This window comes from Pseudarcicella hirudinis, assembly GCF_900115665.1.
Lineage (GTDB): Bacteria > Bacteroidota > Bacteroidia > Cytophagales > Spirosomataceae > Pseudarcicella > Pseudarcicella hirudinis.
The window spans coordinates 96,331-113,928 of the sequence record NZ_FOXH01000007.1; the positions used below are offsets into that span (position 1 = coordinate 96,331).

The 17,598-nt window shown below is 38.8% G+C and carries 15 protein-coding genes; 5 read left to right on the top strand and 10 right to left on the bottom strand.

Annotated features, from left to right (window positions below; translation table 11 throughout):
* Positions 1–112: 112 nt before the first annotated feature.
* From mraY to rsmH, 5 genes are all read right to left on the bottom strand, one after another.
* Complete coding sequence (gene mraY, locus BM179_RS13670) at positions 113–1,324, bottom strand: phospho-N-acetylmuramoyl-pentapeptide-transferase (RefSeq protein ID WP_092017705.1); 1,212 nt, start codon at positions 1,322–1,324, stop codon at positions 113–115.
* Positions 1,325–1,437: 113 nt separating this feature from the next.
* Positions 1,438–2,895, bottom strand: coding sequence for a UDP-N-acetylmuramoyl-L-alanyl-D-glutamate--2,6-diaminopimelate ligase (locus BM179_RS13675; protein ID WP_092017706.1), 1,458 nt, complete (start codon positions 2,893–2,895; stop codon positions 1,438–1,440).
* A 99-nt stretch (positions 2,896–2,994) separates the two neighbouring features.
* Positions 2,995–5,118: a PASTA domain-containing penicillin-binding protein gene (locus tag BM179_RS13680; RefSeq protein ID WP_092017707.1), complete on the bottom strand. Its 2,124-nt coding sequence runs from the start codon at positions 5,116–5,118 to the stop codon at positions 2,995–2,997.
* Between the two features lie 96 nt (positions 5,119–5,214).
* Positions 5,215–5,592, bottom strand: coding sequence for an FtsL-like putative cell division protein (locus tag BM179_RS13685; RefSeq protein ID WP_092017708.1), 378 nt, complete (start codon positions 5,590–5,592; stop codon positions 5,215–5,217).
* 89 nt (positions 5,593–5,681) lie between these two features.
* On the bottom strand, positions 5,682–6,587 hold the full coding sequence (gene rsmH, locus BM179_RS13690) for a 16S rRNA (cytosine(1402)-N(4))-methyltransferase RsmH (RefSeq protein WP_092017709.1): 906 nt from the start codon (positions 6,585–6,587) through the stop codon (positions 5,682–5,684).
* A 270-nt stretch (positions 6,588–6,857) separates the two neighbouring features.
* Here rsmH and BM179_RS13695 point away from each other — a divergent pair, with 270 nt between their 5' ends.
* On the top strand, positions 6,858–8,105 hold the full coding sequence (locus BM179_RS13695; protein ID WP_092017710.1) for a TlpA disulfide reductase family protein: 1,248 nt from the start codon (positions 6,858–6,860) through the stop codon (positions 8,103–8,105).
* An 88-nt stretch (positions 8,106–8,193) separates the two neighbouring features.
* On the opposite strand, the gene nhaD is transcribed toward BM179_RS13695, so the two are convergent.
* Complete coding sequence (gene nhaD, locus BM179_RS13700; protein WP_092017711.1) at positions 8,194–9,471, bottom strand: sodium:proton antiporter NhaD; 1,278 nt, start codon at positions 9,469–9,471, stop codon at positions 8,194–8,196.
* A gap of 212 nt (positions 9,472–9,683) precedes the next feature.
* Between nhaD and BM179_RS13705 the strand changes: the two genes are divergently transcribed.
* On the top strand, positions 9,684–10,889 hold the full coding sequence (locus tag BM179_RS13705) for a pyridoxal phosphate-dependent aminotransferase (protein ID WP_092017712.1): 1,206 nt from the start codon (positions 9,684–9,686) through the stop codon (positions 10,887–10,889).
* A gap of 196 nt (positions 10,890–11,085) precedes the next feature.
* On the top strand, positions 11,086–12,330 hold the full coding sequence (locus BM179_RS13710; protein ID WP_092017713.1) for a metallophosphoesterase family protein: 1,245 nt from the start codon (positions 11,086–11,088) through the stop codon (positions 12,328–12,330).
* A gap of 63 nt (positions 12,331–12,393) precedes the next feature.
* Here BM179_RS13710 and BM179_RS13715 read toward each other — a convergent pair whose 3' ends face one another.
* The 3 genes from BM179_RS13715 to BM179_RS13725 form a co-directional block, all read right to left on the bottom strand.
* Positions 12,394–12,579: a hypothetical protein gene (locus BM179_RS13715; RefSeq protein WP_092017714.1), complete on the bottom strand. Its 186-nt coding sequence runs from the start codon at positions 12,577–12,579 to the stop codon at positions 12,394–12,396.
* Between the two features lie 63 nt (positions 12,580–12,642).
* Positions 12,643–13,149 carry a SixA phosphatase family protein gene (locus tag BM179_RS13720; protein WP_092017715.1) on the bottom strand — a complete coding sequence of 169 codons (507 nt, stop codon included), beginning with the start codon at positions 13,147–13,149 and terminating at the stop codon, positions 12,643–12,645.
* Positions 13,150–13,272: 123 nt separating this feature from the next.
* The gene (locus BM179_RS13725) at positions 13,273–13,758 is read right to left on the bottom strand and encodes a gamma carbonic anhydrase family protein (RefSeq protein ID WP_092017716.1); all 486 of its coding nucleotides are present in this window, start codon (positions 13,756–13,758) and stop codon (positions 13,273–13,275) included.
* Positions 13,759–14,230: 472 nt separating this feature from the next.
* Between BM179_RS13725 and BM179_RS13730 the strand changes: the two genes are divergently transcribed.
* Together BM179_RS13730 and udk are read left to right on the top strand one after the other, a co-directional pair.
* Positions 14,231–14,764: a class I SAM-dependent methyltransferase gene (locus BM179_RS13730; protein ID WP_092017717.1), complete on the top strand. Its 534-nt coding sequence runs from the start codon at positions 14,231–14,233 to the stop codon at positions 14,762–14,764.
* A 97-nt stretch (positions 14,765–14,861) separates the two neighbouring features.
* Positions 14,862–15,488 carry a uridine kinase gene (gene udk, locus BM179_RS13735; RefSeq protein WP_092017718.1) on the top strand — a complete coding sequence of 209 codons (627 nt, stop codon included), beginning with the start codon at positions 14,862–14,864 and terminating at the stop codon, positions 15,486–15,488.
* A 74-nt stretch (positions 15,489–15,562) separates the two neighbouring features.
* Here the strand turns inward: udk and nadB are convergent, their stop codons facing one another.
* Positions 15,563–17,146, bottom strand: a complete 1,584-nt coding sequence (nadB, locus tag BM179_RS13740) for an L-aspartate oxidase (protein ID WP_092017719.1) — start codon at positions 17,144–17,146, stop codon at positions 15,563–15,565.
* Between the last annotated feature and the right edge of the window lie 452 nt (positions 17,147–17,598).

The following is a 17,598-nucleotide window of genomic DNA, read 5'->3' on the forward strand; positions in this document are numbered from 1 at the left end:
AAATGTCTTTTATGCAAAATCAGGAGATTTTGTATGAATTTCAGTAAACAGCCTTTAAAATAAAAGCGGCCGGAATAAATTCCGGCCGCCGTATTTGTATATTTTTCGGGTTTTATCTCAATTTCAAAGTAACCAATGTTACCACTGCCAATAAGATTCCGACAATCCAGAAACGCGTTACGATTTTTGACTCGTGATAACTTTTTTTCTGGAAATGGTGGTGTAATGGAGACATCAGCAATATGCGCCTTCCTTCACCATACTTTCGTTTGGTATATTTGAAATAGGAAACCTGAAAGATTACCGATAAAAGTTCAATCAGGAAAATCCCGCAAAGCACCGGGATAAGCATTTCTTTTCTGAGTACAATCGACAATGTTGCGATAATCCCGCCAAGCATAAGGCTTCCCGTATCACCCATAAACACCTGAGCCGGATAAGCATTGTACCATAAAAATCCGACGCAGGCCCCTACAAAGGCGGCACAAAATATAGCGAGCTCTCCTGAGTTGGGAATAAACATAACATTCAGATATTGAGAGAATACTTTGTTACCCGAAACATATGCTAAAACTGCCAGGGTAATCCCAATAATCACTGAAGTTCCGGCAGCCAGTCCATCGATACCATCTGTAATATTTGCCCCGTTGGAAACAGCAGTAATAATAAAGATAATTACAAAAACATATACCACCCAGACGTACTGATCAGGTATAAAATCAGGTAGAAGGTAATTATAATCGAACTGATTGTTTTTCAGAAAAGGAACCGTAGTAATCAGTGATTTAGTATCTGTAAATTTTTGGATTTCCCCGATATTTGTACTGATTTTGGCTTTTTCGTAAAAACGTACTTTTATGTTATCATTGAAATACATGGTAAGGCCGACAATCAGGCCCAGGCCAACCTGACCCACAATTTTAAATCTACCTGAAAGCCCTTCCTTATTTTTCTTGAAAACTTTGATATAATCATCCAAAAAACCCACTCCACCAAGCCAGAGAGCTGTTACAATCAACAAAATAATATAAACATTATGTAATTTGGCAAAAAGTAAAGTAGGAATCAGAAGAGATAACAAGATGATAAACCCTCCCATAGTAGGAGTTCCTTTTTTCTGCATCTGACCTTCCAGACCTAAGTCTCTGATGTCTTCACCAATTTGTAATTTTCTAAGAAAGTTAATAACAGATTTTCCCCAGATAGCAGCAATTCCGAGAGAAGTTACCGTAGCGGCGAATGCCCGGAAAGTGATGTACTGAAATACACCCGCTCCCGGAAGATTAAAATGTTTGTCTAGGTAATCAAATAAATAATAAAGCATTGGATAATGGTTTTTGCTTTGGTCAACAGTGAATGATTCGGAATTGTAAATGTCAACATTTTAAACGAGTAATAACTTGTTTGAGAGCAACATTTTCTTTCGTTCAGGGCGATTTAAGCTGAGAATGCCTCTTTCAGAACTTTTTTATCATCAAAATCATGTTTTACTCCTTTTATCTCCTGATATGTTTCATGTCCTTTCCCTGCTACCAAAATAATATCTCCGGCCTGGGCCAGTTCTCTGACCGCATAAAAAATGGCCTCCTTTCTCTCTTCTATAACTTTTGTTTTCTTAAAATCAATCGGAGGAACCCCTTTCTGCATTTGTGCCAGAATATCCGCCGGATCTTCATTTCTTGGATTATCAGAAGTAAGAATCACTTTATTGCTTAATTCGCAGGCAATTTTGGCCATGATCGGGCGTTTGGTTGTATCCCGGTTTCCTCCGCAGCCAACCACAGTAATAACCTGCTGATTACCTTCTTTAATTTCATTAATTGTCTGCAGGACATTTTTCAAAGCATCCGGTGTATGGGCATAATCAACAATGCCTACTTTCAGATCCTTTGAAATCAATTGTTCAAACCTTCCGGGAGCAGTCTGCAAACCTGAAAGCTGTAATAATACTTCGTCTTTATCTTCTCCCAACAAAACCGCCGCTCCATAGATAGCAAGCAGATTATAGGCATTGAATGTTCCTATAAGCTGAAAGTGGATCTCACGTCCGTCAATTTCCATCTGCAAACCATAAAGACTGTCTGCAATCAGCTTGCCCTTAAATGAAGCCAGTGTTTCCAGTGAATAGGTATGTTTGGCAGCCTGTGTATTCTGAACCATCACAGAACCTCTTCGGTCATCTATATTCGTTAAAGCAAATGCCTGCTTAGGTAAGGCATCAAAAAAGCCTTTTTTAGCTTTAATATAGTTTTCAAAAGTCCCGTGGAAATCGAGGTGATCGTGGGTAATATTTGAAAAAATAGCTCCTCTGAAAGTAATTCCGGTGATACGATGCTGAACCACAGCATGAGAACTGACCTCCATAAATGCATGTGTACATCCTGCATCGACCATTTCAGCCAGAAGTTTATTCAAATTTACAGCATCCGGAGTGGTATGTGTGGAAGGAATTATTTCATCATCAATCTGATTCTGAACAGTAGAAATAAGCCCGCATCTGTAACCCAGTTTCTTAAATAACCTGAAGAGTAAAGTTACAGTGGTCGTTTTTCCGTTCGTTCCTGTAATACCTACCAGTTTCAGTTTTTTTGAAGGGTTTCCATAAAAATCAGAAGCGACATAACCCATCGCTTCCGCTGCATCCTCTACCTGAATATAAGTGACATGCTCTGCAAGATTTTCAGGCAACTCTTCGCATAAAACGGCTTTCGCACCAGCTTCTATAGCTTTTGGAATAAAAGTATGACCATCTGCCTGAGTGCCTTTCATGGCAACAAACAAGGTATTATCTGTTACCTTCCGGGAATCAATAATAATTTCGGCAATTTCAACGGATGTATCTCCTTTGACTGCAATAGACTTAATATTTTTTAAAATATCCTGTAGTTTTCTCATTGATTATCATCTCAATATTGCTATTGAAAATATAAGCTGTTTAATCCTTTTTGTGAATGTATTGTTTTATTAGTGCTGACGATTAATTCCGGAAAAATCTTACTCAAGTGTCAGACCGATTACTCTGTTTCTAACGGCCAAAGAACCTGGCGGTATAGACTGACTGATTATTTTCCCGGCACCTTTATAATTAACCCTGAAACCTTTATTTTCAAGAAGATATAAAGCATCTCTCAAGGTCATCCCTCTCAAATCCGGAACTTTGCTTTTCGGATTCAGCTGGTTTTCAAATTCCAGTGAACCATTGTCGCCCTTTATTACAGCCCAGCCTTCCTCCTGTGGTTGTTTTTCTATACCAAATTCATCACATATGGCTTTAATATCTCCTGTATGTGCAATATGCTTTTGGGTGGCAAAATACCTCGGATCATATTTTCTAGCATCCAAAAGCCGGTGCATCTGAATGTCACAGGCATATATTTTATCTGCAATTTCTTTAAATACCGGAGCAGAAACATCTGCCGCATAAAGCGCCTCTTTTTTTACCCCTCTCGGATTATCAATTACTACTACGCAACTGTATTTAGGGGCATCTGCCGGAAAATATCCAATGAAGGAAGTATAATACATGCCTTCCCTGTATTTTCCGCCAATCAATTTCTGAGAAGTTCCGGTTTTTCCGGCAATTTTGTATAAAGGATTTTTAATATTTTTTGCAGTTCCTCTTTCTACAACCCCTTCCAGCATTTTTCTGACTTTCATCAATGTTTTTTCAGAGCAGATCGGTTCATCAATTTTTACCTGGGAAGCCTTAAAATCTTCCTGAACATCATCCACAATTTTTGTCTGCTTCACAATAATCGGCTGAATCCAGACTCCGTTATTAGCAATTGCATTGTAAAAAGTCAGCATTTGCAAGGGAGTAATCGAAGTTTCATAACCAACAGACATCCAGGGAAGTGTAATCTTTGACCACTGTGATGGTTGCTTGATCGTCGGGGCAACATCTGGCTTAAGCTGAAAGTTAAGCGGCTCTGTCAGGTGAAATTTCTTCAGATAATCATAATATCTGGACTCCTTTCCGCCAAAATATTTAAGCATCAGTTTCATTGTTCCCACATTTGAAGACATTTCAAACACTTCCTGGGCGGTAATGGTACCATGGCCGCCATGCTTCACATTGGAATCTTCCATGGTAGAGCTTCCGATCTTAAAAATTCCGTCACCTGTTTGCACCCATTCCTTATTATCAAGATCTCCTTCTTCCATCATAGCAATCATCGAAGGCAGTTTAAAAACAGAACCCGGATCCGTTTTACCCAGTACCGCATGATTAAACGTTTCGGCATAGCCCATATCAGCAGTACGGGTAAGGTTCGTCATTGCCTTGATTTCCCCTGTGGCCACTTCCATTACAACTACACAACCTCTTTCTGCGCCATATTGCTGAAGTGCCTTCATCAAAGAACTTTCCGCAACATCCTGAATATTAACATTTAGGGTAGTATGCACATCCAATCCTGCTACAGGAATTGCTTCCTCTCCCCCATCTACGGGTCTCCAGCTTCCTCCGGACATTTTCTCAAAAATTCCTTTCCCTTCCACACCTGCCAGCTGCGTATTAAAACTGTTTTCTATCCCGACCGCCTCTTTGTCTTTTTTATAACCAATTGTCCGGTAGCCCATTTTTCCAAATGGTGTATATCTTACATTCACTTTTTCAAAAACAACACCACCTTTAAACTTGCCATACCGGAAAACCGGCCATCTTCTCATTTTTTTAACAGTCTGATAATCAACAAGATCATTATTAAGAAGAATATAACTCAGTTTCTTATCACGGGCAGTGGCAATCATAGTCCTGTAGTCCTCCGCATCTTTATCTCCGTAATAGTTTGAAAGCAGGATACACAGGGAATCAATCCCTTTTTCGTAGATTTTAAGGTTTTTATCATTCAGCAAACTTACTTTAGGGTCGAAACCTAGTCTGTATTTGGGAAGCGAGGTGGCCAGTAAGCTACCATCATCCGCGTAGATATTTCCGCGAATCGCAGGAACGCTTCGCTCTTTCACATAAGTCTGATTGGCTTTTTTCCGCCATTTCTCACCATCTATAACCTGTAAGGAAAAGATTTTCCAAACAATTCCAACAGCAAAAAGCAGCATAAACAAGAACATCGCCCTAACCCTGAAAACGATGTCGCCTTTAATATTCTTACTCATAATATTTTTTGTAAATCAATGATTTCCGGTGCTGAATGATTGTTTTTATTGAAAATAAATCATTGGCAACCACTTAAGACAAAGAATAAATGCCAGCTAATCTTTCACAATAATTTTTGTAGGAGGGGTTTTGTTTTCTTCCAGACCCATTGGAGCTACTCTTTTGATAATTTCGGATTGCTTTCCGGCTTTCATAAAATCAGCATCCTGAGTTGTATAATCAGCTCTGATTTCTTCCAGTTCTACTTTGGTTTTATCAATTTGATGAATTAAGCTCTCTGCGTTTAACGAGGAGCCGATATAAATCACAATTAAAAAGGTTCCCCAAAGGATGTAGCGCATCTGATGAACGGGAAACTCCCCGCCCAGTATTTTATCCATGTTAAAAACACGGTCGAAAAAGGCAAAAATCCCTTTATTAGAACGAAAGTTAGAAGTATTATTCTGAGGCTTCCGGGATACATTCTTTGCCATCTTTTTTCAGTAAAGCTAATTTTAAAAGTTTATGAGATTTTTCGTATTTAAGAAAACAAAGCCTTTAAGAGGTTTTAACAATTAATGACTTATTTATGTAACGCAGCAACTCTTAATTTGGCACTTCTTGATCGTGGATTTTCTTTTAATTCTTCCTCAGAAGCTTCTATAGGCTTTCTGGTAACTCCGGTTAATGGTTTAAGCTCATTCCCGAAAAAGTCTTTTTCCACCTCCCCGGAGAATTTCCCGGTTTTGATATAGTTTTTCACCAACCTGTCTTCCAGAGAATGAAAGGAAATTACACATAATCTTCCTTCTTCGCTCAATAATTCCGGAACTTGTTCCAAAAATTCTTCAATAACTTTTAATTCTTCGTTTACCTCAATCCGTATTGCCTGAAAAACCTGAGCGAAATATTTAAATTCCTTAAACCTTGGCGCAAATTTTTCCAGAATACTTTTCAATTCAGCGGTAGTCTGAATAGCATTATTCATTCTTGAACTGTAAATAGCACTTGCCAGAGTTTTAGCATTTTTTATCTCGCCATACATGCCAAAAATCCGGTGAAGCTGTTCTTCAGAATATTCATTGATAACATGATAAGCTGATACACTGGCAGAACGATTCATTCTCATATCAAGCTCTCCGTCGAAACGGGTAGAAAACCCACGGCTTGGCTCATCAATCTGATGTGAGGAAATGCCAAAATCGGCCAGAATTCCATCCACCTTCTTCACACCATACAGGCGAAGGTATTTTTTGATATGACGGAAATTCGTTTCAATAAACTGGAACCGCTTATCATCAATCAGCACTGCATTATTCTTTGCATCTGCATCCTGATCAAAAGCATAAAGTTTACCATTTTCACCCAGCCTTTCAAGAATAGCCTTAGAATGCCCTCCTCCTCCAAATGTCACATCTACATAAATTCCATCAGGTTTAATGTTGAGTCCGTCCAGACATTCTTGTAGCAATACAGGTTGGTGATACATATAAAATTAACGTTACAATCGAATAAAAATCATTGGGGATTTTCAGAACAGGAAGAACCCGGAAATGAAAATACATGTTACAAATTTAAGAAATTTCCCGGTGCCTGCTAATGATTCATTATAACTAAATTGTGCCCGGCATATTCATTTGGATTTAAATATCAAATCCGCAAAAATTCCCGTGTTTTTCTGCAGGAAGCATTATTTGATTCGTTAAATTAGTCCGTTAACAATTCAGAATATATATTTGTTTGAAAATCAAGCATCAACATGAGAAAACTAAATTACCTGATTATTCCTTTTGCAATTGCTATTATTTACGCTTGCAGTACAAAATCAGCTTCTACCAAACCAAAGACAGGCCTGTGGCGCGCCGTACTTGCCTCTAAAGGCGGAGAATTACCCTTCGGATTAGACATTTCACTTAATGCGGATTCCAGCACCTATACTGTTTTTGCCCTCAATGGCGAGGAACGTTTGCAAATGGATTCCTCCTTCGTAAAAGATGACTCCCTGCATATTCCGATGGGAATTTTTGAAGCAGAAATCATTGCAAAAATAACTTCAGACAGCACTCTTTCAGGTTATTGGAAAAAACGCAGAAAAGGTACAGAATATACCAGATTAGATTTACAGGCATTTTACGGAGATAAAACCAGATTTAAAGTTGCTTCAACTGCTCCCTCTTCTGAGGATGTTTCCGGAAAATGGGCTACCACTTTTTTATCTGACGATCTGAAAGATACCACCAAAGCAGTTGGGATTTTCACTCAAAAAGGAAAAGATGTTACAGGAACCTTCCTGACAACCACAGGTGATTATCGTTTTTTACAAGGTAATATTGATGGCGACAGCCTGAAATTATCCTGTTTTGATGGCTCACACCTTTTTCTGTTCAAATCGAAATTTACCAAGGATAAAATGACAGGTGAATTCTTTTCCGGGGCGACAGGACATGAAAACTGGACTGCGGTAAAAGATGAAAAAGCAGAATTGGAAGATGTTAACAGATTGACTTTCCTAAAACCGGGATTTGATAAACTTTCCTTCTCTTTTCCGGATTTAACCGGGAAAAAGATTTCTCTGGAAGATCCTAAATTTAAAAATAAGGTGGTAATAGTTCAGATTCTCGGATCCTGGTGTCCGAATTGTATGGATGAAACTACTTTTCTTTCACCATGGTACAAAAAAAATAAGGACAAAGGATTTGAAATTATCGGTCTTGCTTATGAAAAAAGTGCCGATTTAAAGGAATCTTCGCCGAAAATCGCAAAAATGAAAAAGCGTTTCGATATTGATTATGATGTTGTACTGGCTGGTACAAATGATAAAGCCGAGGCTTCTAAAACCTTACCGATGCTAAACAGAATTGTAGGCTTTCCAACCACAATCATCATTGATAAAAAAGGAAAAGTACGCGAAATTCATACAGGATTCTCCGGTCCGGGAACAGGGAAATATTATGACAAATGGGTCGAAGATTTTGAAAGACTTACCGAGAAACTTGTCAAAGAATAAACGAATTTACTCCTGAAAAAGAAACAGGGATTAACGTATAAAGTTAATCCCTGTTTCTTTTTCACTGCTGCCAGGAAAGCTCCAAACCTTAATACAACAGATTGAAAATCAACAAATAACATAAAACTCCTGCAAAATACCCAAGCAAGGCAATAAGGCTGATTTTTCGGAAATACCAGAGAAAATCTATCTTTTCCATACCCATTACTGCAACTCCGGCAGCCGAGCCTATAATCAGAATACTCCCTCCTGTTCCGGCGCAATAAGCCAGAAACTCCCAAATTTTAGCATCAGCCGGAAATGCGGATAAATCATACATTCCCATTGAAGCAGCAACCAGGGGAACATTATCAACCACTGCGGAAGCCAATCCTATTGCAACCACAATAATATCCTGATTCCCGATTGTCTGATCCATCCATTTTGCTAATCCCGATAATATTCCCGTTGATTCCAGGGCAGCGATTGCAATTAAAATTCCCAGAAAAAACAAAATACTGGGGGTATCAATTTTACTCAGGGCATGACCTACGGTAAAAGGTTTTCTGGCTTCCTCATCTTTACCACTGTGAAGTATCTCTGAAACAATCCAGACGACAGCAAGAGCCATAAGAATTCCCATGTATGGAGGTAAATGTGTAATGGTTTTAAAAACGGGAACAAACAATAAAGCTCCCAGGCCAAACAAAAGCATCGTGTTTGCATGATTAAAGCCTTCCACCTCCGTCTCCGTTGACTGCTTTAAAGCCGGCAAAACTTCTCCTTTCATTTTCAGGGACATAAAAACCAGCGGAACAAGCAAGGAAACCAAACTTGGCAGGAACAATTCCTTCATGATATTTAATGCGGTAATCTGTCCTCCTATCCAAAGCATGGTAGTTGTAACATCCCCAATAGGCGACCAGGCTCCTCCGGCATTTGCGGCAATGATTACGATTCCGGCAAACAACTTTCTGGTTTCTGCCTCTTTTATCAGCTTTCTGAGTAAAGAAACCATTACAATTGCCGTAGTAAGGTTATCCAGCACAGAGGAAAGGAAAAATGTGATCAGAGCAATCAGCCACAAAAGTGCGGTTTTATTTCGATTTGTAATCCGCTTAGTAATCAGACCGAACCCCTGATGTGCGTCGATCAACTCCACAATAGTCATTGCCCCAAGCAGGAAAAACAGGATTTCCGATACGTTTCCAAGATGATGTGAAAGCGATTCAAGCACCTTTTCATGTTCTCCGGAACCATATATATAAACCGTCCAGCAGAGCACTCCGGTTAACAGCGCAGAGGCTGTTTTATTAATTTTAATGCCATGCTCAAAAGCAATTGCGAGATATCCGGCAACAAAAATCAGGATTAGAAATACAGACATTTTATATAACTGAATAAATTAATGAAAAGGTAAATATAAGCCAAAACACCCATACGAGTAGATTTTACCCCGATTCATTCGCCATAGATAATTCTTTAATCAGAATAAAAAAACATTTTTTCTTTTGCATCCGATCGTACTGACCTAACTTTGCACAATTTTTAGGGACAGTATGTCCCATTTTAATTCATACTTTAAAATTGTAATAAAAAATGAGTTCGACAGCATTGCTCGCAGATCGTATTAATGCATTGGAAGAGTCTTCGACTCTGGGGATGACCAAAAAAGCCCGGGAGCTCGCGGCACTTGGACACAAGGTTATCAGTCTTTCAGTTGGTGAACCAGACTTTAAAACCCCACAACACATTTGCGAAGCAGCCAAGAAAGCAATTGATGATGGCTTTCATGGCTATTCGCCGGTAGCAGGTTATCCAGACCTTCGTAAAGCAATTGCTGATAAGCTCAAACGTGATAATAACCTTGATTGGGCTCCGGAAAATATCGTTGTTTCAACTGGGGCTAAACATTCTCTGGCTAACGTTATTTCAACTTTGGTAAATCCGGGAGAAGAAGTGATCATTTTTGCTCCTTACTGGGTTTCTTACTCTGAAATGGTGAAATTAGCCGACGGAAAATCTGTTATTCTGGATGGTGCTTTTGAAAACAATTTCAAAGTTACTGCTCAACAATTTGAAGCTGCTATTACCGACAAAACCAAATTGGTTATGTTCGCTTCTCCTAATAACCCGACAGGTTCTGTTTACAGCGAAGCTGAATTGAGAGAAATTGCTGCCGTTGTAGCAAAACACCCTGACATCTTTGTTCTTGCTGATGAGATTTATGAATATATCAATTTCACAGAGGCCGGTCATTTCTCAATCGGTTCTATTCCTGAAATCAAAGACCAGGTTATTACTGTAAATGGTGTGGCGAAAGGCCATGCAATGACTGGCTGGAGGATTGGTTTTATCGCTGCTGCAAAATGGATTGCTGATGGTGTTGAGAAATTGCAGGGTCAGGTTACTTCAGGAACTAACTCTATTGCTCAGAAAGCTGCCACTGCTGCCTTTAATGGTCCGCTGACGGAAGCTTATAAAATGAAGGAGGCTTACCTTCGTCGTCGTGATCTCGTAGTAGGTTTATTGCGTGAAATTCCTGGCTTCAAAGTAAACATGCCGGATGGCGCTTTTTATGCTTTCCCTGACATTTCTGCATGTTTTGGAAAATCTGACGGAACAACAACAATCAAGGATTCAGATGATTTCTGTACCTGGCTGCTTGCCAAATCTTTTGTAGCAACAGTTGCAGGATCTGGTTTCGGTGCACCAAACTGTATCAGAATTTCTACTGCTGCGGCAGATGAACAACTGGTAGAGGCTTGTGAGCGTATCAAAGCTGCCGTTGCAACCTTGAAATAATGCATATTCCGACCTAAACACTTTTATAATCATTTGTCTGAAAAATTGATATAAACGGTGTTTAGGTCTTTTTTTGAGAAATCCCGCCGGAATCAGATTCCTGCGGGATTTTATTTTTCTTTCATCCATTCAGATTTTTATAATTTTAGGAAAAAATAGCTCAAATCAATAAAAGACCGTTCCGGTTTTCTTACGAATGAAAATTCTCCATACTGCCGACTGGCATTTAGGCAAACGGCTCGATACTTTTTCAAGGCTTGAAGAACAGAAAGAAGTTCTTCAGGAAATCTGTGAAATTGCTGAAAATGAAATGGTTGATGCAGTGATTGTTGCGGGTGATCTGTTTGATAATTTCAATCCCTCTTCCGAAGCTACAGAATTACTTTACAGCACCTTACACCGGCTTTCAAATCAGGGAAAAAGAGCTGTAATTGCTATTGCCGGAAATCATGACTCTCCGGAAAGAATTGAGGTTCCGGATGCCCTTGCAAGAGCCTGCGGAATTATTTTTGCCGGATTTCCCAATACTGAAATTACTCCTTTTTCCACCCAGGCAGGTGTTTCGGTAACCAAAACAGACAAAGGTTTTATAGAACTGAAACTTCCGGATTGTGAATTTCCACTGAGGCTCATTCTGACACCTTATGCCAATGAACTGAGGTTAAAGACTTTTTTAGGAGTAGAAGATTCTGAAGATTCTTTGAGAATACATTTACAAAATCATTGGGAGGCTTTGGCTTCCAGGTATTTTGATACAGAGGGAGTCAATATCCTTGCTGCTCACCTCTATCTGATGAAAAAGGGCGACAGTAATCCACCTGAAGAACCTGAGGACGAGAAGCCTATTCTTCATGTAGGAGGAGCCTCGGTTATTTTCTCGGAAAATATTCCTGCACAAACTCAGTATGTAGCACTGGGTCATTTGCATCGTTATCAGGTGGTTGACAGGAACCCCTGTCCGATTGTATATTCAAGCAGCCCGCTGGCTTATAGTTTTTCGGAAGCAAATCAAACAAAATTTGTCTCGATTTTATCAGCTAAACCAAATGAACCCATTGATTTTCATAAAGTTGCACTAAAAAAAGGAAAAAAACTGCTCCGTCAAAAATTTGAACAGGTTGAAGATGCCTTAGACTGGCTGAATCAAAATCAGGAGGCTCTTGTACAAATTACCATGGTTACAACCTCATATCTGGAATCGGCTGATAAGAAAAGACTGATGGATGCGCATCCATTTATGATGCCGATTATTCCGGAGATTAAAAAGAAAAAAAATACAGAAGATGAGGACGTAAATCCATTGTCGGAGCTCGAAAGCAAATCTATGGAGGAGCTTTTTTCAGATTATTTCAGAAATAGCAAAGAGGGGAAAGGTCAATCTCCTAGTGAATCTGTGTTAAGTCTTTTCAGAGAAATCCTGGCATTAGAGGAAGAGAAATAAAATTCCGGGGAAGAATATGCATTTATTCTTCCCCGGTTTCAACAAATTTCTTTCAGATTCGGCTTACTTTGGCATATCAGACTTAGCCAGAGAATCTTTGCGTAAAGAATCCTCTTTCATCCTTTCCAGTCTTTGTTTCTTTTTATTCCAGGGTGCAGTCGTATTCATCCCCATCTGAAAGGCCAGAACAGCCATTATGATCGTAAAAATGATCAATACATATCTGAAAATTTTCTGATTCTTATTCATAATTTTTATTGACGGTCTCCGTCCGTTCTTCCTCAAATAATCTTTCTGATTTTTCAGTCAAAATTAATCAAATTTCACTCCTAAAATCGAATCCGGGGAGTCATAAAACAATCTTGTACCCGTTCTTTTTGAAACTTCTGCCCAGGAAAGGTTTTCAAACGACATACCAATCACAGCACAGGTAGGCATTGAGCCGAATTCTTCATGACAAAGGTATTCTGCGAAATAAGAAATACTGGGATTATGCCCCACCAGCATCACAGAATCATATTTTTCCTCAATATTGTTTACCGCACTCAGATAATTCTTCGTGGCACTTTCATAAAGTAATTCATCTGTTTTCATAATCTCTTTGGGCAGGCCCAATTGTTCTATAAAGATTCTGGCAGTCATTTGGGTCCGTTCTGAATGAGACGTAATAACCTGTTGTATCCCTTGCATTCTCGCAGATAAATGCCTTGACATACGGGTAGCATCAATCATTCCATTGGGAGTGAGAGGGCGGTAGAGGTCAGGACTAACCGAATCGGAAGCCTGAGCGTGGCGAACAAGGTAAAGTGTCTTTGTCATATGATGGTTAATTTTGAAAGATCCGGAATTTCGTAAATGTAAGAGATTTCCTCAGGATTGATCCTACCAGAAAATAAATGAAAATGCCCGATTTTAATCTGCAGAACAATATTTTTCAGTTTTTTACTCCAATAAAGGAAATTCTCCTGACAAATGTCGTTTCGCCATTTCTACATAATGTTCAGAACTTTGTTTTAATCTTTCTGCCTGTTCAGGCGTTAATTGCCTGATTACTTTGGCAGGGGCGCCTACTGCCAGCGAATAGTCCGGAATTTCCATCCCTTCCGTAACCAAAGCATGGGCTCCGATGATACAGAATTTCCCGACTTTTGCTTTATTAAGAATAGTAGCTCTCATGCCTATCAATGAAAAATCATCAACAGTTGCTCCATGAACAATTGCTCCGTGCCCGATGGTTACATCATGTCCGATTCTTGAAGGGTCTCCCGGATCAGCATGTATAACGGCTGTATCCTGGATATTTGTTCTGTTTCCGATAGTAATTTCTTCCACATCAGCTCTGATCACCGCTCCATACCAGACAGAAACATCCTCTCCCAGGGTAACTTTACCCATCACACTGGCGTTTTTAGCAATAAAATTTGGCATATTTTACGGATTTTAATACTTGCCGTAAATATAATGACAAAAGCAAAAACCCGAAGTAACGGCTCCGGGTTTAATTGACAAAGTTTCAGCGGTGCACTTTGTCGTGTCGGGAATACTTATACGTTTTCTCCGTTATCGTTTTAAGTTTTGGCTATTTTTGGATGAAAATCCGGACAAAAGTATTGAAGTAAATAGGGTTGAGATATTTTGCCTTAAATAATGTACAAAAGATTAAGGCCGGAGATTGATTATTGATAGTTTTTAAACGACCGGATTGCTTTAAATATTGTATCTTATTCAGGTAGCATATGAAAAGTCAAAAGATTTCAGCTCTCAGGTTTGTATCAGATTTTATCCGGTTATTTTCCGGTTTAAAATAATCCGTTGAAAATCTTTATTTTCAGGCTTTAATTTTTCGTTTCACATAAATTTCAGAGCCAGTCAGGTTTACTCTTTAACTATCAGGGATTTTATGCAAAAATCATTGGAAGCCTATCAATTCAAGGCCGGAGAAGTAATAGCTTCTATCGGTGCCGGGGGAGGAATCTGGGAAATAGGCTTTGCCACCTTTCACGAAAATTTAACATTTTTCATTCAGGACATCAATCCTCTTTTTTTAAACCAGGAAGAAATTGATGCAGGAATTTCTTACTATGAAAAACTAACACAAAAGCCTGTTTCCGGGCAATTTATTCCTGTAATCGGGGATGAGAAAAACACTAATCTCCCTTCAGGAATATTTGACAAAGTACTAATAATCAACTCTTTTCATGAGTTTACGCAACCTCTTGAAATACTTAAAGAAATCAGGAGAATTCTAAAACCGGGCGGATTCCTTTTTATTGATGAAAGCCTGGCGAAAGTGCCGGGGGAACTGCACGAAGGCTGTAATATGCGCTTATTTACCGAAGCCGAATTAATTGATTTTGTACAAAAAAGTAATTTTTCTCTCCACAAAATCACGGAAAGAGAATCCTTTGTCAAAATTTTTGCTTTTAGTTCTTAACTTTGTAAAAAAAATTTGGGGTTTATTGAAAATTGCGCCTGCAGTGTGATTGTTAACTCACGCAATAATATTTCCAAGACAATTATAAACACATCTAATGACCAACGACCAAAGACCCTTTATTGTAGGCATCACTGGTGGCAGTGCTTCGGGTAAAACATTATTCCTCAAACAACTTCTTGCTGCTCTTCCCGAAGAAGCAATTTGTCTGCTTTCCCAGGACAATTACTATCGTCCGTTGGATCAACAAATTAAGGATGAAAATGGGGTGGAAAACTTTGACCTGCCGGAATCAATGGATGATGAGGCTCTGGCTAATGACATCAAAAAATTGTTAAACTGGGAGATTGTTGAAAAAAAGGAATATACCTTTAATAATAAGAATATCGTTCCGAAAATGTTAAGATTTGAGCCCAAACCCATCATTGTGGTAGAAGGTATCTTTGTTTTTCATTATCCGGAAGTAGCAAAACTGATTGACCTCAAGGTATTTATTGACGCCAAAAATAAAATCAAGCTGAACAGAAGAATTAAGCGGGACAACGAAGAGAGAGGATATGATTTAATGGACGTAATGTACCGCTGGAAAAATCATGTGCAGCCAACTTACAAAAAATACATCAGACCTTACAAAAAGATGTGTGACATCGTGATTCCTAATAATGAGAATTTCCAGAAAGGCTTAAATGTTCTGGTATATTATCTGAGATCACATATTCATTAAGCTTTTTTGATAAGGTTTGTGAGATACAGCACTTCCGTGGTTTGTATCTCACAAACCATCAAAACCCAAGAGAATTATTTAATATTATCAAGGTTGTAATGTAAGCCTCTGTTTTCTTTCTGCGCAATTGCCTGCTTGATAATCAGATATGCCACATTTATCATATTTCTCAATTCACAGATTCTTACTGAAACCTTTGATTGTCTGTAAAGTTCTTCATGTTCGATAAATATCAATTCCAAACGATCATAAGCCCGTTTCAAACGACGGTTTGTCCGAACAATACCAACATAGTTACTCATAATTGATTCCAGTTCTCTGGTCATTTCAGTTACCAGAACCAATTCTTCAGGATGGGTAGTTCCTTCATCATTCCAGTCAGGGATATTATCTGGTAACGGATTATTCCCGAATTCTTCAATCGTCTTCAGAAAAGCCCGGTCAGCATATACGATTGCTTCCAGCAATGAATTGGAAGCCAACCTGTTAGCACCGTGCAAACCTGTACTTGAGCATTCTCCGGCTGCATAAAGGAAATTGATTGTAGTCTGCCCCCATTCATTTACCTTTATACCTCCGCATAAATAATGCTGAGCCGGAACTACCGGAATCATATCATTTCCTGTAATATCTAATCCCAGATTATCTTTACAGTAACTATAAATCATTGGAAAATGATGTTTAAAATCCTCCGCTTCCAGATGACGGGTATCCAGATAAACATGATCTACCCCATTCTTTTTCATTTCAGAGTCAATGGCACGAGCCACAATATCACGGGGAGCCAGCGATAATCTTGGATCATACTTTTCCATAAAAGTACTTTCATCCTTATTCTTCAAAATTCCGCCATGCCCTCTGACTGCTTCTGAGATAAGAAAAGAAGGTTTTTTGCCAGGCTGATATAGAGAAGTAGGATGAAACTGAATAAATTCCATACCTGTAACCAGGGCCTTTGCCCGGTAAGCCATAGAAATCCCGTCTCCTGTAGCAATTGTGGGGTTGGTTGTGGATTGGTAAACCTGTCCGATTCCGCCGGTTGCCAGCAAAGTAGTTTTGGATAAAAACGTTTCCACTTTACCGGTATAAGTATTCAATACATAAGCACCGAAGCATCTTTTATCCGGTGTATCCTTGGTGAGCTTCACTCCCAGATGATGCTGGGTTATCAGATCAATGGCAAAGTAATGTGTGAAGAAATCCACTGATTTAAAAGACTTTACTTTAGCCAGTAATGCCCGTTCAATTTCATTTCCGGTTGAATCTTTATGATGCAGAATCCTGAAATCGGAATGGCCGCCTTCTTTTACCAGATCATAAGAACCATCCTGCTTCTTATCGAATTCCGTACCATAGTCAATGAGCTCCTGTAATCGTTCAGGAGCTTCCTTTACTACAATTTCAACTACATGACGGTCAGACAAAAAGTCTCCGGCAATCATGGTATCCTCAATATGCTTCTGAAAAGAATCTTCTTCATTCCAAACCGTTGCAATTCCGCCCTGTGCATATTTGGTATTACTTTCTTCAGCAATGGTTTTAGTCAGAATCGCAATTTTTACGTCCTGACCTTTGTCTTCAAAATGTTGTGCGAGTTTAGCTGTGTAGGAAAGTCCTGCAATCCCTGAGCCTATCACTAAAAAATCATATTTAGGCATCTTTAAGTCGTCTGAAAAGTTAATATCTGGTCAGTGCAAAGCAGTACAACTCTCTTTCAATAACCTGATATATTTGATAAAAGCCTTAAAATTAATCATTAGTCTGAAAGCTAAAGCAATTAAGCAGAAAAAACTTAATTTATGTTTAAAGCTCCCGGGTAGTGTAATTGCTTTTTCGCTTTTAGAAATATGAAGATTGTTTTTCAATAAACCATGTTGGCACATATTTCATGAATTTTCTCAGTTTTCGATTGGTTTCAAACCTGTATTTAAAAATTTATACACCTTAAAACAAATTGAGTTTAACAGTTAATGTCTTAAAACGGCCTAATTATTAAGTTTTTCTGACCCCAGCTTCATTAATCAGTACTTAGTTAGTAATTTAGTACTTTCAAAATGTAACCTCTTTCATTAAAACTTAACAGAGATTTAAACCAGGCCTAACATATATT

Excerpts from the sequence above, each read along its gene's own strand:
- mraY (WP_092017705.1), bottom strand. The coding sequence starts at position 1,324 with ATGCTTTATTATTTATTTGATTACCTAGACAAACATTTTAATCTTCCG.
- BM179_RS13675 (WP_092017706.1), bottom strand. The coding sequence starts at position 2,895 with ATGAGAAAACTACAGGATATTTTAAAAAATATTAAGTCTATTGCAGTC.
- BM179_RS13680 (WP_092017707.1), bottom strand. The coding sequence starts at position 5,118 with ATGAGTAAGAATATTAAAGGCGACATCGTTTTCAGGGTTAGGGCGATG.
- BM179_RS13685 (WP_092017708.1), bottom strand. The coding sequence starts at position 5,592 with ATGGCAAAGAATGTATCCCGGAAGCCTCAGAATAATACTTCTAACTTT.
- rsmH (WP_092017709.1), bottom strand. The coding sequence starts at position 6,587 with ATGTATCACCAACCTGTATTGCTACAAGAATGTCTGGACGGACTCAAC.
- BM179_RS13695 (WP_092017710.1), top strand. The coding sequence starts at position 6,858 with ATGAGAAAACTAAATTACCTGATTATTCCTTTTGCAATTGCTATTATT.
- nhaD (WP_092017711.1), bottom strand. The coding sequence starts at position 9,471 with ATGTCTGTATTTCTAATCCTGATTTTTGTTGCCGGATATCTCGCAATT.
- BM179_RS13705 (WP_092017712.1), top strand. The coding sequence starts at position 9,684 with ATGAGTTCGACAGCATTGCTCGCAGATCGTATTAATGCATTGGAAGAG.
- BM179_RS13710 (WP_092017713.1), top strand. The coding sequence starts at position 11,086 with ATGAAAATTCTCCATACTGCCGACTGGCATTTAGGCAAACGGCTCGAT.
- BM179_RS13715 (WP_092017714.1), bottom strand. The coding sequence starts at position 12,579 with ATGAATAAGAATCAGAAAATTTTCAGATATGTATTGATCATTTTTACG.
- BM179_RS13720 (WP_092017715.1), bottom strand. The coding sequence starts at position 13,149 with ATGACAAAGACACTTTACCTTGTTCGCCACGCTCAGGCTTCCGATTCG.
- BM179_RS13725 (WP_092017716.1), bottom strand. The coding sequence starts at position 13,758 with ATGCCAAATTTTATTGCTAAAAACGCCAGTGTGATGGGTAAAGTTACC.
- BM179_RS13730 (WP_092017717.1), top strand. The coding sequence starts at position 14,231 with ATGCAAAAATCATTGGAAGCCTATCAATTCAAGGCCGGAGAAGTAATA.
- udk (WP_092017718.1), top strand. The coding sequence starts at position 14,862 with ATGACCAACGACCAAAGACCCTTTATTGTAGGCATCACTGGTGGCAGT.
- nadB (WP_092017719.1), bottom strand. The coding sequence starts at position 17,146 with ATGCCTAAATATGATTTTTTAGTGATAGGCTCAGGGATTGCAGGACTT.